The 14,150-nt window shown below is 71.1% G+C and carries 12 protein-coding genes; 5 read left to right on the top strand and 7 right to left on the bottom strand.

The annotated features are described in order from the left end of the window. Positions 1–50: 50 nt before the first annotated feature. Positions 51–2,615: an FG-GAP-like repeat-containing protein gene (locus BMW99_RS25705; RefSeq protein WP_069465224.1), complete on the bottom strand. Its 2,565-nt coding sequence runs from the start codon at positions 2,613–2,615 to the stop codon at positions 51–53. A 371-nt stretch (positions 2,616–2,986) separates the two neighbouring features. Between BMW99_RS25705 and BMW99_RS25700 the strand changes: the two genes are divergently transcribed. Both BMW99_RS25700 and BMW99_RS25695 read left to right on the top strand, forming a co-directional pair. Then, positions 2,987–5,002, top strand: coding sequence for a hypothetical protein (locus tag BMW99_RS25700; RefSeq protein WP_075017617.1), 2,016 nt, complete (start codon positions 2,987–2,989; stop codon positions 5,000–5,002). Positions 5,003–5,304: 302 nt separating this feature from the next. Continuing rightward, the gene (locus tag BMW99_RS25695; RefSeq protein WP_069463421.1) at positions 5,305–7,731 is read left to right on the top strand and encodes a TIGR03767 family metallophosphoesterase; all 2,427 of its coding nucleotides are present in this window, start codon (positions 5,305–5,307) and stop codon (positions 7,729–7,731) included. Positions 7,732–7,809: 78 nt separating this feature from the next. Here the strand turns inward: BMW99_RS25695 and BMW99_RS25690 are convergent, their stop codons facing one another. Then, positions 7,810–8,262, bottom strand: coding sequence for a hypothetical protein (locus BMW99_RS25690; protein WP_218108411.1), 453 nt, complete (start codon positions 8,260–8,262; stop codon positions 7,810–7,812). Continuing rightward, positions 8,259–8,648 carry a MarR family winged helix-turn-helix transcriptional regulator gene (locus BMW99_RS25685; protein WP_218108410.1) on the bottom strand — a complete coding sequence of 130 codons (390 nt, stop codon included), beginning with the start codon at positions 8,646–8,648 and terminating at the stop codon, positions 8,259–8,261. Before BMW99_RS25685 ends, BMW99_RS25690 begins: the two co-directional genes overlap by 4 nt. 208 nt (positions 8,649–8,856) lie before the next feature. Here BMW99_RS25685 and BMW99_RS25680 point away from each other — a divergent pair, with 208 nt between their 5' ends. Continuing rightward, positions 8,857–9,321, top strand: a complete 465-nt coding sequence (locus tag BMW99_RS25680) for a DUF5709 domain-containing protein (RefSeq protein ID WP_069463419.1) — start codon at positions 8,857–8,859, stop codon at positions 9,319–9,321. Positions 9,322–9,536: 215 nt separating this feature from the next. Here BMW99_RS25680 and BMW99_RS25675 read toward each other — a convergent pair whose 3' ends face one another. From BMW99_RS25675 to BMW99_RS25660, 4 genes are all read right to left on the bottom strand, one after another. Then, positions 9,537–9,974 (bottom strand): TIGR03618 family F420-dependent PPOX class oxidoreductase, encoded by a 438-nt coding sequence (locus BMW99_RS25675; protein WP_069463418.1) that lies wholly within the window; start codon positions 9,972–9,974, stop codon positions 9,537–9,539. 149 nt (positions 9,975–10,123) lie between these two features. Further along, positions 10,124–11,299 carry an MFS transporter gene (locus BMW99_RS25670; RefSeq protein ID WP_176735474.1) on the bottom strand — a complete coding sequence of 392 codons (1,176 nt, stop codon included), beginning with the start codon at positions 11,297–11,299 and terminating at the stop codon, positions 10,124–10,126. A gap of 284 nt (positions 11,300–11,583) precedes the next feature. After that, complete coding sequence (locus tag BMW99_RS25665; protein ID WP_069463416.1) at positions 11,584–11,907, bottom strand: GNAT family N-acetyltransferase; 324 nt, start codon at positions 11,905–11,907, stop codon at positions 11,584–11,586. Next, positions 11,904–12,170, bottom strand: a complete 267-nt coding sequence (locus tag BMW99_RS25660; RefSeq protein WP_069463415.1) for a DUF2630 family protein — start codon at positions 12,168–12,170, stop codon at positions 11,904–11,906. Before BMW99_RS25660 ends, BMW99_RS25665 begins: the two co-directional genes overlap by 4 nt. 469 nt (positions 12,171–12,639) lie before the next feature. On the opposite strand from BMW99_RS25660, the gene BMW99_RS25650 reads away from it, so the two are divergent. Further along, positions 12,640–13,110 (top strand): YbhB/YbcL family Raf kinase inhibitor-like protein, encoded by a 471-nt coding sequence (locus BMW99_RS25650; protein WP_069463413.1) that lies wholly within the window; start codon positions 12,640–12,642, stop codon positions 13,108–13,110. A 174-nt stretch (positions 13,111–13,284) separates the two neighbouring features. Further along, positions 13,285–14,058 (top strand): SDR family NAD(P)-dependent oxidoreductase, encoded by a 774-nt coding sequence (locus tag BMW99_RS25645; protein ID WP_069463412.1) that lies wholly within the window; start codon positions 13,285–13,287, stop codon positions 14,056–14,058. Positions 14,059–14,150: the final 92 nt, after the last annotated feature.

Below are 14,150 nucleotides of genomic sequence, written 5' to 3'. Positions count from 1 at the left end.
CGCTCAAAGGGCCGTCGGGCGGTGCCGCGGGCGGAACACCGGGGTGCCCGTCATGTCCCGCTCGTGGCCTGCGCGTCCGGACTCGACGGGTCGGGGGTGTGCGCGGGGGCCGATGCCCACCGGTCGAACCGGTCGGCGGCGGCGTTGGTGATACGGAAGGTGCCGTCCCCGCTGGAGAAGGCCACCGGCAGGGTGTACCACCACGGAGTGTCGGGGCCCCGGACGAGGGCGATGTCCGTCCGTCCGTCCCCGTCGAAGTCGCCCACCCGTGCCTTCACTCCGGGGACGGCCGCCCAGCCGGCGAAGTCGACCGACGACGCGTTGGTGACGCGGAACGTGCCGTCGCCGTTCGAGAACGCCACCGGCACCGAACCCCAGCCGCCGCCCCCCACCAGCGCGAGGTCGGTCCGGCCGTCGTGGTCGAAGTCACCGCTCACCACCTGCGCCCCCGGCACCTGCGCCCACCCGGCGAAATCGGCCGAGGGCGCGTTCGTGACGCGGAACGTGCCGTCCCCGTTGGAGAACGCGACCGGGAGGGTGTACCACCAGGGGGTGTCGGGCCCCGGGACGAGGGCGATGTCCGTGCGGCCGTCCCCGTTCACGTCGCCCACCTCGATCCTCGCTCCGGGGACGGCCGCCCAGCCGGCGAAGTCGACCGACGACGCGTTGGCGATGCGGAACGTGCCGTCGCCGTTCGAGAACGCCACCGGCACCGAACCCCAGCCGCCGCCCCCTACCAGCGCGAGGTCGGTCCGGCCGTCGTGGTCGAAGTCACCGCTCACCACCTGCGCCCCCGGCACCTGCGCCCACCCGGCGAAGCTGTCCACGGACGCGTTGGCGACCCGGAACGTGCCGTCCCCGTTGGAGAACGCCACGGGCACCGAACCCCAGCCCCTTCCGCCGACCAGCGCGATGTCCGACCGGCCGTCGCCGTCGAAGTCGCCCACCTGCGCCTTCACACCGGGCAGGGACGCCCACGCGGCGAAGTCGCCGACGCCGGAACGCGTGTCCCGGAACGTCCCGTCGCCGTTCGAGAACGCCACCGGCAGGGTGCTCCAGCCCTGCGCGCCCAACGCGGCGAGGTCGGTGCGGCCGTCGCCGTCGAAGTCCCCGGTGAAGGTCCGGGCTCCGGGGGTGGCCGCGAGGCGGGGGAAGTCGCCGGACGCGGCCTGGTCCGTGGAGAAGGTTCCGTCACCGTGGGAGGAGGCGACGGGCAGGCCCTGCCAGGTGTCCGAGGCGCTGAGCGCCAGGTCGGTGCGGCCGTCGCCGTCGAAGTCGCCGCTGGAGACCGTCGCGGTCGCGGTGGTCGACGAGACGCCCTGGCCCGGGTTGACGAACACCCCGCCGGGATAACCCACGTCGCACAGGCCGTCGTTGTCGACGTCGCCGAGCGAGACGTCCGCGAGCCTCGTCGTCGACTGGTCGAGGTACACCCAGCGGCCGCCGAGCGCGCTGGACTGGTACCACCAGGTGATGCCGGTGGCGATGAACGCGTCGTCGGTGCCGTCGCCGTCGAAGTCGCAGTACTTGCGCTGGTCGCCGGTGTACGAGTCCAGGGTGTTGGCGGACTGGTGCAGCCCGGTCTCGGTCTGGTCCAGCGCCGCGTGGAGGGGCAGGATCGACCCCACCCAGAGGTCCTCGTGCTGGAAGACGTTGTGCGACACCGTCATGCCGATGCTGGGGGTGCCGCGGAGTTTGACGCCTGTGCCGTTGGTGTACCAGACGGTGTTGTACTCCACGTCCATGTACTCGCCCGCCGAGCCGCACTCGTAGCTGCACGACGAGTCGCTGCCGTGCATGTCGATCTCGTGGGTGTGCCAGACGTAGGAGTTGTCCCCGCCGCCGCCCCAGATCAGGTTGCGGTACGCCAGGTAGCCGTCGCCGGCCGAACCGTCGCCGGTGATCGCGTGCCGGTTGTCGTCGAACACGTTCCGCTCGACCAGGGCGTAGGCGCCGTGGCTCGTCTCCACGCCGTAACCGGCGCCGTGACCGCAGCAGATGGTGCCGGTGGGGTGCTGGTTGTGGTGGATGTAGTCGTCGTGCACCCACACGGTCCGGGCGTTCTGCAGGCCGATCCGGTTCTGGCCGTCGACGATGCTCACCGCGGCTCCGCGCCAGTGGTCGATCTCGCTGTGGTCGATCTCCACGTTCACGCTGGAGTCCACCCGGATGCCGTCGGAGTCGCTGGTGCCGACCGCCGAGAAGGGATCGTCGCTCTCCGCGCCCTGCAGCCGGATGCCGCTGATCCGCACGTCGTCGCTGTGCGTGCCGGCGCCGTCGTTCCCGACGCTGAGGAGGAGGGACGGGAAGGAGGTCGTGAACAGCCGTGGTCCCTGCGGACGCAGCGTCCGGTCGCCCAGGATCCGGACCCCGGGGGCGACCGGCAGGGACTCCCGGCCGGTCAGGTCGAGGTCCACGTTCCCGGCGATGTGCACCACGGCGTCCGGAGTGGCGATCGCCTGGACGAAGAGGTCCTGCTGGTTGTCGGAGGTGATGGAGAACGCCGGTGCCGCGGCGGACGCGGTGGTCGCCCCCGGACCGCCACCGAGCGCGAGCCAGAGCGCGAGCGCCACGGCGCCGCCGAGTGCGGAGCGCCGATGCCCGAAAAAGCCCACGGCTGAGTCCCCTTCGAAAGGAATGGGCGACAGGATGTGCCGCTGCCAGGTGGGCGTTCCGATGCGTGCCGTCGCGGGACGTGGCGTGCCGTCGGGTGCCGTGGCGTGCCATCGCGCCCGCGCACCTGGTGTGCGGCATGCGGCGGTTCCCCCGCCGAGGGGCGCTGCGCTACCTTGTTCGGCGTCCTCCGCCTGTGGCAAGGCCACCGATCACGACCGACACGGCGGTCCGGCCGGCTCCCCCTGGCGCTGTCGAGTGCACCCAGGAGAGAAGTGCCGCCGTGAACGATGCCGAAGCGCCGGCGCGGAACGTGCCGGGTCCCCCCGGGCCGGACGCGCGGCCGGACGTCGAGCCGGACGTGAGGCCTGACATGAACCGGCTGCCGGAACTCCGGACGCTGCTCGACGAGGGGACCCGTGCCGTCGTCGAGGACGGTGATCTGCGGTCGGGCCGGGACCGGTTCGACCGGGCCTTCCGGATCGCCGAGTCGGCCGGCGACGCGGGGGCGATGGCGGTGGCCGCGCTGGGCTTCGGCGGCCTGTGGGTGCACGAGCACCGCACGGTCACGGCCTCGGTGCTCCTGGAGTCGCGGATACGCCAGGCGCTGGACGTGCTGGAGCCCGAGTCGTCGCTGGCCCTGCGGCTGCGGATCCGGCTGGCCGGGGAGGGCGACTACCGCCGCAGCGACCATACGGCCGTGCTGGCGCTGCTCGAGGAGGCCACGGCGCGGCGCGCTCCGCTGGCGCGCGCGGAGGCGCTGAGCCTCACCCATCACTGCCTGGTCGGCCCCGAACACGGCGCGCTCCGCCGGAAGCTGGCCGCCGACCTCGTCGCGGAGAGCTTCCGCACCTCCCGCCGCAGCGATCTGCTGATGGGCCTGCTGTGGCAGACCGTCGACATGTTCCTCGACGGCGATCCGCACGCGGAACGCTGCCTGGCCGAACTGCGTGAGCTGCTGACCGAACGGGACCACCTCGCGGTGGGCTTCGTGGCGAGCGCGATGAGCGTCATGCTCGCCGTCCGTGCGGGCCGCCTCGACGAGGCCGAGGAGCTGGCCCGCACCTGCGCCGAGCGCGGGATCGCCGCCGGCGACGTCAACGCGACGGTGTGGCAGGCCGCGCAGCTCGTGACCGTCCGCTGGTACCAGGGCCGGGTGGCGGAGCTGGTACCGCTGCTCGGCGATCTGGTCAACTCCCCCACGCTGAGCGCCGTGGACGATCACGCCCTGGCGGCGCTCGCGGTCGCCGCGGCGACGGCCGGGGACCGGCGCAGGGCGGTCGGCGCGCTGGCCACCCTGTGCGGCGGCGACCTCGGCGACCTGCCCCGGTCGAGCAGCTGGATGGTGACGATGCACGGTGTCGCGGAGGCCGCCTACCTCCTCGACGACACCGCCACGGCGGCGCGGGTCTACGAGCTGCTGAGCCCGTACGGGCATCTGCCCATGGTGGGCAGTCTCGCCGTCGCCTGCTTCGGCTCGGCCCACCATGCCCTGGGTGTCGCCGCGTTGACCACGGGAGACGTCGACCGGGCCGTGACCCATCTGCGGGACGCGCTCCGGCAGAACCTGGCCTTGGCGCACTGGCCCGCGGCCGCGGCATCCCGCGACCGGCTCGCGCTGGCGCTGGAACGGGCCGGGCGGCCGGAGGAGGCCGACGCCGTCCGGGCCGAGACGGACGTGCTCGCGGGAGAGGCCACGGCGCCCCTGCCGGGGGGCGACGGACTCGGCGGAGGCGGCGGACTCGCCCGTGCGGACGGGCAGGGCGGGGGCATGCGGGGCGCGGGCAGGCTCGTCGGGGACGGATCCCGCGGGGACGAGCTCGGCGGCGACGGGCCGAGCGGGGACGAGCGCCGACCGCCCACGGCGGTCTGCACCCGGCTCGGCCGCAAGTGGCGGATCGGGCTGGGTGATCGCAGCGTGCTGGTGGAGCACAGCGTGGGGATGCTCCACCTGGTGGTGCTGATCGGCAATCCGCGCCAGGAGATCCGGGCCGTCGACCTCGTGGCGGGGCTGGCCGCGCTCAACGAGGCCGCTGAACGGCCCGCCCTGTCCGGACAGCCGGTGCTCGACCGGGTGGCGGCGCAGCAGTACCGGTACCGCCTGGCCCGGCTGCGTACGGAGCTGGACGAGCTCACCGCGGGCGGCGACCCCGACCGGGCTGCCGTCGCGCGGGCCGAACACGACTGGCTGGTGGGCCAGTTGGCGGGCGCCACCGGCCTGAGCGGACGTGTCCGCACCTTCCCCGAGGGCGAGGAACGCTCCCGGGTGGCCGTGAGCAAGGCGGTCCGCCGGGCCATGGACCGGATCGCGGCGGCCGACTCCGCGATCGGGGCACACCTGCGGCAGGCCGTGCACACCGGGATCCGGTGCTCCTACTGGCCCGAGTGACGGCCTGTCAGGATCGCTCCGCGATCCCCTCGTCGGCACTGGCCGGGGCCCGACCTCCCGGTGTTCCACGGACGTTCCGTCACCGTGACACCGGCGTTCCACATTCGGCACATATGGCCGCAAGGCGAACCCGCGATGGCCGAAAGATCCGCAGAGGCTGAGTGGCTCAGCCACCTCTTGCGCAGGACGTCCGGGGTGCCCCATCCTCTCCATGCCACGCCGCCGCGTCCCACCTTCACGCCGGTTCGGACTGGCATCCCCTCTGCCTTCCCGCGCGCTACCGCGCCGCGATTGGAGTCGAAGTGAACCTGTCCCGGCGAAGTCTTCTGGCGGCGGGCACCCTCGGGGTGCTCGTCACGGCTCTCGACCCCCTCGGCCGCGCCTGCGGAAAGGCGGCCACCGCCGCGGCCGCCACCCCTCAGGCGGGGCCGGCGGTGACCACCTTGGACCGCACCCTGGTGCGCACCGACCTCGGCAACGGATACTTCGGCATCACCACCGGCCCCGGCGAACCGCACCTGGTCCGCCGCCTCTTCCCGAGCGGCACGCCGCCGCAGATGACCCGCTCGCTGATCGCCTTCGCGCAGATCTCCGACATGCAGATCATGGACCAGAAGTCACCGGCGCGGGTCGAGTACCTGGACGAGTACGACGACGCCGGCGCCCCGCACTTCGCCAGCTGGGGCACCGACTCCGCCTACCGCCCGCACGAGATGCTCTCGGCCCAGCTCGCGGACTCGATGTGCCGGGCGGTGCAGCGCGTCGGCAGCGGCCCGGTGACCGGTCTGCCCCTGAAGCTCACACTGGTGACGGGCGACGCCGTCGACAACGCCCAGTACAACGAGACCCGTTGGTACATCGACCTGCTCGACGGCGGCACGGTGCAGCCGGACTCCGGCATCATCGGCGGCGGCGACCAGAGCGTGTCCGGCGGGGTCCGCGGGCCCGACGCCCGGTACTGGATCTGCGAGGACCAACCCCAGTTCCAGGGACCCAAGTACGCGAACTTCCCGACCGTGCCCGGCCTGCTCGGCGCCTCGCGCAAGGCGTTCTCCGCCAACGGCCTGGGCATGCCCTGGTACGCGGCCATCGGGAACCACGACCTGCTCGTGCAGGGCAACGCGGACCTCGGGATGGTGGACTTCTTCTCCGAGGACCTGCTGAACCACATCGCCGTCGGCTCGTCCAAGATCGCGCGCGTGACCGGCCTGCCCGATCAGCTCGGCAGCACGCTGTCGGCCCTGGAGGACGTGCTGGAGTCGGTGTTCACCGGGGACTTCTCCATCGAGAGCCACACCGTGAGGGCGGACGCGAACCGGCGGTTGCTGAGCAAGAGCGAGTTCATCCAGGAGCACTTCACCACCGCCGCCCTCCCGGGACCGGCCGGCCACGGTTTCGGCACCAGCGGCGGCAACGGCTACTACGCGATCCCGTCGGGCCCGGACGACCTGTTCCAGTTCCTCTGCCTGGACACCGTGGACGAGACGAGCTTCGGCGCCGACGGCATCATCGACGACACCCAGTTCGCCTGGCTGGAAGCGCAGTTGAAGGCGAACAGCTCCCGCTACCGGCCCGACCTGACCAGCGGCACCTTCGTCGCCAACCCCGGCGTCCAGGACAAGCTGATCGTGCTGTTCTGCCACCACACGCTCGCCACCATGACCAAGGACAGCCCGGGACGGCAGGGCCCCGCCGTACGCGACCTCCTGCTGCGCTTCCCCAACGTGATCATGATGGTCAACGGCCACACCCACGCCAACAACCTGTGGCCCCACGTCGTGGAGTTCGACGACACCGGCAACCGCAACGGCTTCTGGGAGGTGAACACCGCCTCGCACATCGACTGGCCGGTCCAGAGCCGGCTCATCGAGGTCGCCGAGGGCGACGGCGTGCTCTCCCTCTACACCACCATGGTCGACGCCGACGCCCCGCTGAGCTTCGGCGGAGACATCAGCACGCCCGCCGGTCTCGCGTCCCTGGGCCGTGAACTGGCCACCAACGACCCGCAGGAGGTCTCCCGCGGCATCGATCTGCGCCGCGACGGCGAGACGGCTCCCGGCGACAACCCCGCGCAGAACCGCAACGCCCAGCTCCTGATGCCGTGCCCGTTCCCGCTGTTCTCCGTACGCCCGGTCGCACCGGTCAGCCGCGACCTCAACGTCCCGCTCGACGGCGCCCGTCAGATCGCCCTCACCGCCACCGGAGCGGTGGGTGCGGTGACGTGGTCGGCGCAGGGCCTGCCGCCCGGACTCTCCCTCGACCCGGCGGCCGGGACGATCACCGGGATCCCCACCCAGGCGGGCACCTACACGGTCACGGCGACGGCGACCGACAGCCTGCCGGAGAGCACCACCACGACCTTCACCCTCACCGTCGTGGCGTACGAGTCCTGGACCACGATGACCGACCACCGCGTCCTGGCCATCCCCGACCTGTCCACCGTCTACCGCGACGCGCCCAACAGCGCCGCCGGCTTCGCGTCCGCCAGCTCCTTCGTCCATGTCGACATCACGCACACGTATGTGGGCGACCTGATCATCAACCTCATCGGCACGTCCGGCCGTGTCTACCCCTTGCGCTACCGGCTGGGCGGCAGCGCCGACAACATCGACGAGAGCTACGCCGTGGACCTGTCCTCCGAACGTCGGGCCGGCCTGTGGCGCCTTCAGATCACCGATGCCGCGGCCCAGGACTCCGGGAAGCTCAATCTCGTGACGTTCTCCCTCTGACGGCAGTTGACGTCAGAGGCGCCACTGGCGAACGCCGGAGGGGCCCCGGGCAGGACCGGCGTGCTGCGGCCGCGAGCCTCAGCCGCCGGCCTGCTGCCAGGGGAACGGATCGAGGTCCGGCTCGACCCAGCCGGTCCTGGCGCGGTCACTGGCCAGGGTCGAGGACCGGTAGAACCGGGCGAGCAGCCTCTTGTCGAGCAACGCGGGGTTCCGGTCGGCGAATTCGGCGAAGTCGGCGGCGTCCGACTCCCCGGCGTGGTGGCCCACCAGTTCCACCCAGGCCCGGCTGACGGTGACGTGGTACTTCTGCGGAGCGCCCGCGTAGCGCGCGGTGCGCTGGATGCCGTCGCTCACCAGGCCGACCGCGGCGGCGGTGCCGTGGCGCCGGACGGCCAGCCAGGTCAGGTGGACGTGCTGGCGGTGCCCGAACCGCTCGGCGGTCGCCATCACCTCCTCCATCAGCTCGGCGAACGGCGACGACTCCTCGTGGCCGCCGTGAGCGGTGTGCGGGCCCTGGTCCTGTGGAATCACGGCCCCTCCTCGACCAGCGCGTCCAGGACGGCGTGGAAGCCGGCGAGCGCTTCCGCGGGCAAACCGTCCAGCGCGCGGTTCTCGATGCCGGCCAGGGTCCGGGTGATGACGGCGGCCGTCGCCCGCCCGGAATCGGTGAGTTCGATGAGCACCGAGCGGCGGTCGCCGGCCCGCGTCCCGCGGGTGATGTGGCCGCGGCGTTCCAGCCGGTCCAGCACGCTGGTCAGCGTCGTCGGGCGGGTGCCGACGGCGGCTCCGAGCTGGGAGACGGTGCGCCCCTGGCCGTCGGCGAGGTTGGCCAGCGCGTTGATCTCGGAGCCCGTCAGGTCGAGGTCGACGAGTTCGGCGGCGATCAGCTGCAGGGTGGCGTGGGTCGCACGCTGCAACGCCAGGAGTGCGGACCGACCCGGTCGTACGGATTCGGACTTCATGCTTTCGGATATTACGATATCGGAGCATCGACGCCAAGATGCCGGCCCGGCCGCTCGGGGTCGGGCGGCGGTTGGGGCCGCGGCGCCCGTTCGTGGCCGTGACCTCCTACGCTTTCCGATGGAAGGCCGTCGAGCTGACGGCCCGAGTCACGATGGAGCGCGCATGACCGACGAAGTGATGGGTGACGAGGTCTACCAGCCGGACGGTTCGGAGGTGCAGGACGACGCGGGCGTGCTGGACGCTTCGGACACCCTGGACTACCGAGCGGGCGCGGAGGCCCTGGACGAGGGCTACTCGCCGCCGGAGCGGCCGTGGGCCGTGGAGCACACGGGCGTGACCGCGGCGGAGGCGCGGCGCGGGGAGACGCTGGCCGAGCGTCTCGCGGAGGAGGTGCCGGACCTCGGCGTCCCGTTCGGCGACGGCATAGGCGACACCTGGGACACGGACGGCGAACTCCTCGACGACGAGGTCGGCGACGCCCGTGCGGGACGTCTCGTCGCCCTGGACGAGGGCGCACACGCGGTCACCGACTCCGACCTGTTCGCCTCCGACCGGGGCCTCGACGGCGCCGGCGCGTCGGCGGAGGAAGCGGCGATGCACGTGATCCCGGAGTCCGAGAGCTTCTGACCCGGCCCGCGGGCGGGGCGCGGGGACGTCAGCCGTCCCCGCGCCCCGACGCCCGGTGCGGCCCGAACTCCGCCGAGTTCATAGGCTGCCGGCTGGCCCACGCGCCCTGACGCCAACCCGGCCGAGGCCCGGTTCGGCCCGAGACCCGGTTCGGCCCGCTGCGGCAGTTCACCGTCGCCCGCCATTGAGCCCGGCGAACCTTCTCCGTCATGGCCCTAGCTGGAGTAGATCCGTGAGGGTGTGATCAGGACGGCGGTTCGGCGCTGCTCGGTCATCACCCGGTCGTATTCCTCCCAGTTGTCATGATGTCCTCCCGCAGCAGTGAATATCTGCCGCAGCAGCCCTGGCAGGGCCTCCGGTTGCAGCCACGGCCGGGGGTCGTCGGGGCCTGCCAGTTCCGCGGTGCCCTCGACGGTGGCCCACCGCGTACCGTGCCGGAAGGTGGCGCCGAGCTGTGGCCGGGCGCGCAGGTTGCCGAGTTTCACCCGGCCGGATGTGACGAACGCGAGCACCTGCCGGCCGCTGTCGGGGTGGACCAGAATTCCGGCATTGACCAGGGACGACTGGATCGTGAGGTCAGCGCGCAGGGTCGAGACCACCGCCAGGTAGTCCTCGCGTTTGCCGATGGATACAGCTTCTTGCAGGCGTGTCATCGCTACCTCTTCGGGGCCGGCGCGGTCTTCACCGCAAATGCCGGGAGTACTGGGAGTTGGAGGGATCCGTGTCCTGCCGGGGTCGGAGCTCGGCGGCGCTTTCAGGTGGCGCCGCTCCTCGCAGGCTCCCGTGCAACCCCTTGCGATGGTCAGGCGACCGATTCCGTCAGTTCGGCCGGCTCGCCGGCTTCCTCTGGCGTTCCGCGGTCCTTGAGCACCGTGCCGATGGCCAGGAGCGCCGATACGGCGACGATGGCGGCCCCGATCCAGGTGACCGACCCCACCCCGAGGGTGGAGACGACGACTCCGCCGAACACCGACCCGCCGGCAATGCCGAGGTTGAACGCGCTTGCCGCCAACGATCCGGTGATGTGCGCGATTTCCGGGGCTGCTCGCGTGGCGAGGTTCTGCAGTACCGGGCCGAGGCCGAAGCCGGTGGCGCCCCACAGCACTATCACGACCACAGCACCCACTTCGGTGCGTCCCGCGAAGGTCATGGCCAGGAGTACCAGCGCCAGAATGGACAACCCCGCCGCGGCGGAAACGACGGGCCACCGATCGGCCAGGGGCCCCGCGGCGAAGTTGCCGATCGCGGCCGCCACTCCGAAGACGAAGAGCAGCACGCTCAAGCTCGACTGGGGGAAGCCGGAGATCTTCTCGAGGAACGGTGCCACATAGGTGTACGCGAGGATCTGGCCGCCGAAGCCCAGGAGGATGGTCACCAGGGCCACGACGAGCCGGGGGCGTGCGAGCGTTCGCAGTTGCTCGCCGAGTGCCACGGCCGGCGGCGGCGCCGTTGCGGGCAGGAGCAGCACGTCGGCGGCCAGCGCCAGGGCGCCGAGTCCGGCCACCGCGAAGAAGGGGACGCGCCAGCTGAACGCATTGCCCAGGAAGGTCCCCAGAGGCACGCCGATCACCAGAGCGATGGTCAGGCCACCGAAGATCGCTGCGATGGCGCAGGCGCGGTGTTTGTCGTCGACCAGAGTGATCCCCAGAGCGATGCTGGAGCTCAGGAACACCGCGTGGGTGAATGACGTGAGCAGGCGGAAGACCAGCAGCAGCCCGAAGTTCGGCGCGAGGCCCGCCAGGACGTTGCCTACGACGAACAGTGCCATCAGGCTCACGAGGAGCTTCTTGCGCTCTGCTCTGGCCGCCACCGCCGTCAGGAACGGTCCGCCGATCGCGATCCCCAGCGCGTAGCAGGTCACCAGGAGCCCTGCCGTGGAGATGCTGACACCAAAGCTGCCGGAAAGATCGGGGATCAGCCCGACGACGACGAACTCGGTGGTACCGATCGCGAACATGCTGACCGCCAGGGCGATCACGGCTATAGGCATGGTGGACCCTTCGGCGGGACGGGCCCTTCACCTCTCTTGGCGCTGGCCCGCATGAGATCGGTCAGGCAGCGAAGCCGGCCGCGGGCTCCTCGAGCTGCGGCATCGGCAGCCGGCGGCGGGCCCCAGAAGACGGCAGTGCGCCGTCAATAAGGACACCTGAGTTTGTTTCTACAATCTAGCATGCTCGCGGGCGGGCAAGCGCGACGTTCTCCCGCCGCCCGCGTTCTCCAGGCATCCTTCAGCCCTGTCCGCTCAACCGGCCGGACGAACCGCTAGTCCTTCACGCGACTGGCCGGCACGTAGAGAATGTCCTGGTAGGCGGGGTGCCGGTCGATCCAGCCCGCGACGAAGGGGCAGACCGCGATCACCCGCAGATCCTCGGCGCGCGCCTGGTCCAGCGCGAACCGAATCAGGGTGGAGCCGATCCCGCGGCCCTCCCAGGCGTTCTCGACCTCGGTGTGCACGAAGGCGATCACTCCGGGCCGGCGCAAGTAGACAGCGCGTCCGACCATTTCGCCGTCGACACGCGCTTCGTACTGCCGCTTCTGCTGATGGTCGGTGACAACGATGGCCTCGGCTGCCTCACCCGCGGTCACGACTGGTACCCCTCGACGGTCGAGGAGGGGCGAACTCGGGCGCCACCCGGGTTCTCTCCCACGTCGGCCAGGGCGCGGCGCTGGCGCAGCAGGTCCCAGCACTGGTCGAGTTCACGTTCGAGCGCGGCGAGGCGCTGACGTTCCGTCGTGCCGTCGATGCCACCGCTTTCCATCAGGGCGCGCAGCGTTTTCTCGTCTCCGACCATGGCACTGATGCGGCTGAGTATGGCCTGTTCGGCGCTGGTCTCAGGTGGCTGCTGCATGGAAACCTCCGGGTCCGGGGCCGTCCACGGGTTCGGGCCGGCCTTCCGCGATGATCGTCAGGGATCGAGTGCGGCGGTCACCGTGATGCTTGACGCTGAGAGCCTTCGAGATCGCGCACGTACGTACGGCCCGTTCCGCGAGTTCCCGGAACCGCCGCTGCCTCACATCGGGCAGCTGCGCCTCGACGGTCATGCGCACGCCTTCGATTTCGGTCCGGGCCGGGACGGGACCCGGTGAAGCTCCCCGCTGGCTCATCAACCTGGCGCCATGATCCTCATCTACAACTCAGGCTAAGCACCCAGGGAAGCCATCGCAAGTCCATTCCTCCAGCGAGCCGACTCATTTGTCGTGGCGCGGGTTGACCTGTAAGTTGATCTGAGTCGTTATTCACGACTCAGACTCTGGCATGGAGCCACGTTGGCGTTCACCCGCGGCGGGGTCTGCCACCTCCCCGAGAGGACGTCTTCGATGGACGCGCCCAAGCTGAACCTCGGCGACCTCGACATCACCAGCCCGGCCTTCGGTCATGGCGAGCGGATCCCGCAGCGCTACACCGACCTCGACCGTCCGGTACCCCCGCCCCTCCGGTGGACCAATGCGCCTTCCGGGACGGTGTCGTACGCCCTGGTCATGCACGATCCCGACGCGCCGCTCACCTACGGCTTCACCCACTGGGTCGTCTACGGAATCCCCGCGGGCACCACCCAACTGGACGACGACGGCGCTGCCTACACCGCCGGGATCAACTCACTGGGCCAGCCCGGATACTTCGTGCCGCTGCCCCCGCCCGGCCGCAGCCACCACCACTACCACTTCGACCTCTACGCGCTCGAGGGCGGGCTGAACCTCAGCCCGGGCCTTGACCGCGCGGGCCTCCTGGCGGCTGTCGATGAGCACATCATCGAGCAGGCGCGCACCGTGGGTGTCTACAGCCGGTGACCAAGCGGGAGTCCACTCGGCCTGGCCGCTCATGGCCTGAGGGGTGCAACCAGATGCAGGCATGGCAGAAGGCCGAGACGACCCTCGCTTCCCCCGATCCATTGCTGCAGGGCCTGCCGAGCTGAGCGGGCCTGCCCGTGTCGCACATCTCCTCGGCAAGAAAGGCACACACCGATGTCCTCCTCGTTCAGTGGTAAGACCGCCCTCGTGACAGGTGCCGGACGCGGCATCGGCCGCGCCGTCGCCACCGCTCTCGCGGACGCAGGGGCCGACCTGGTCCTCCTCGCCCGTTCCAAGGAGCAGCTCGCCTCCGCGGCGGACGAGATCCGTGCCAGGGGGCGCAGCGCTGAACTGGTGGTCGCCGATCTCTCGGACCCGTCGCAACTGCGGCAGGCAGGCCGCGCCGTGATGGAAGCCGGCGGCGTCATCGACATCCTCATCAACAACGCGGCGACGGTGGCCCCCCTCGGGCCCACCGAGCGGCTGGCCCCCGAGGAGTTCGTGTCCTCGCTGGTCCTCAATGTCGTTTCCGCGGCCGCGCTGAGCAGCGCCGTGCTGTCGGGCATGCGGGAACGGGGCTGGGGCCGGATCGTCAACCTCTCCTCGGGACTGGCCGCCCGGCCGGCGAGCATGCCCGGTGGCAACGTCTACGTCAGCACCAAAGCCGCGTTGGAAGCCCACACCCTCAACCTGGCGGCCGAGACCGGCGGAACGGGCGTCACCGTCAATGCCTACCGGCCGGGCATCGTCGACACCGCGATGCAGGCGTGGATCCGCGAGCAGGATCCGCGGCAGATCGGTGACGAGCTGCACCGACAGTTCGTCACCTCCTACGAGCAAGGCCGGCTCATCACCGCGGAGCGGTCCGCAGCTTCCCTGTTGGGCCATCTCGGGACCGAGGACAACGGCCAGGTGTGGACGGTCGGCTCGTCACCCACCGCCTTGTGAAGCGCGAGCGCTGCGGCAATGCAGGGCCTCGGGAGGCCGTCACCGCTGGGTGCCGAACCCTGGGCCCTCGACGCCTGGAGGGGTGATGGGTA

Source organism: Actinacidiphila rubida (assembly GCF_900110255.1).
Lineage (GTDB): Bacteria > Actinomycetota > Actinomycetes > Streptomycetales > Streptomycetaceae > Actinacidiphila > Actinacidiphila rubida.
The sequence above is the reverse complement of the archived record's forward strand: the minus strand, read 5'-3'. Positions and strand labels throughout refer to the sequence as shown.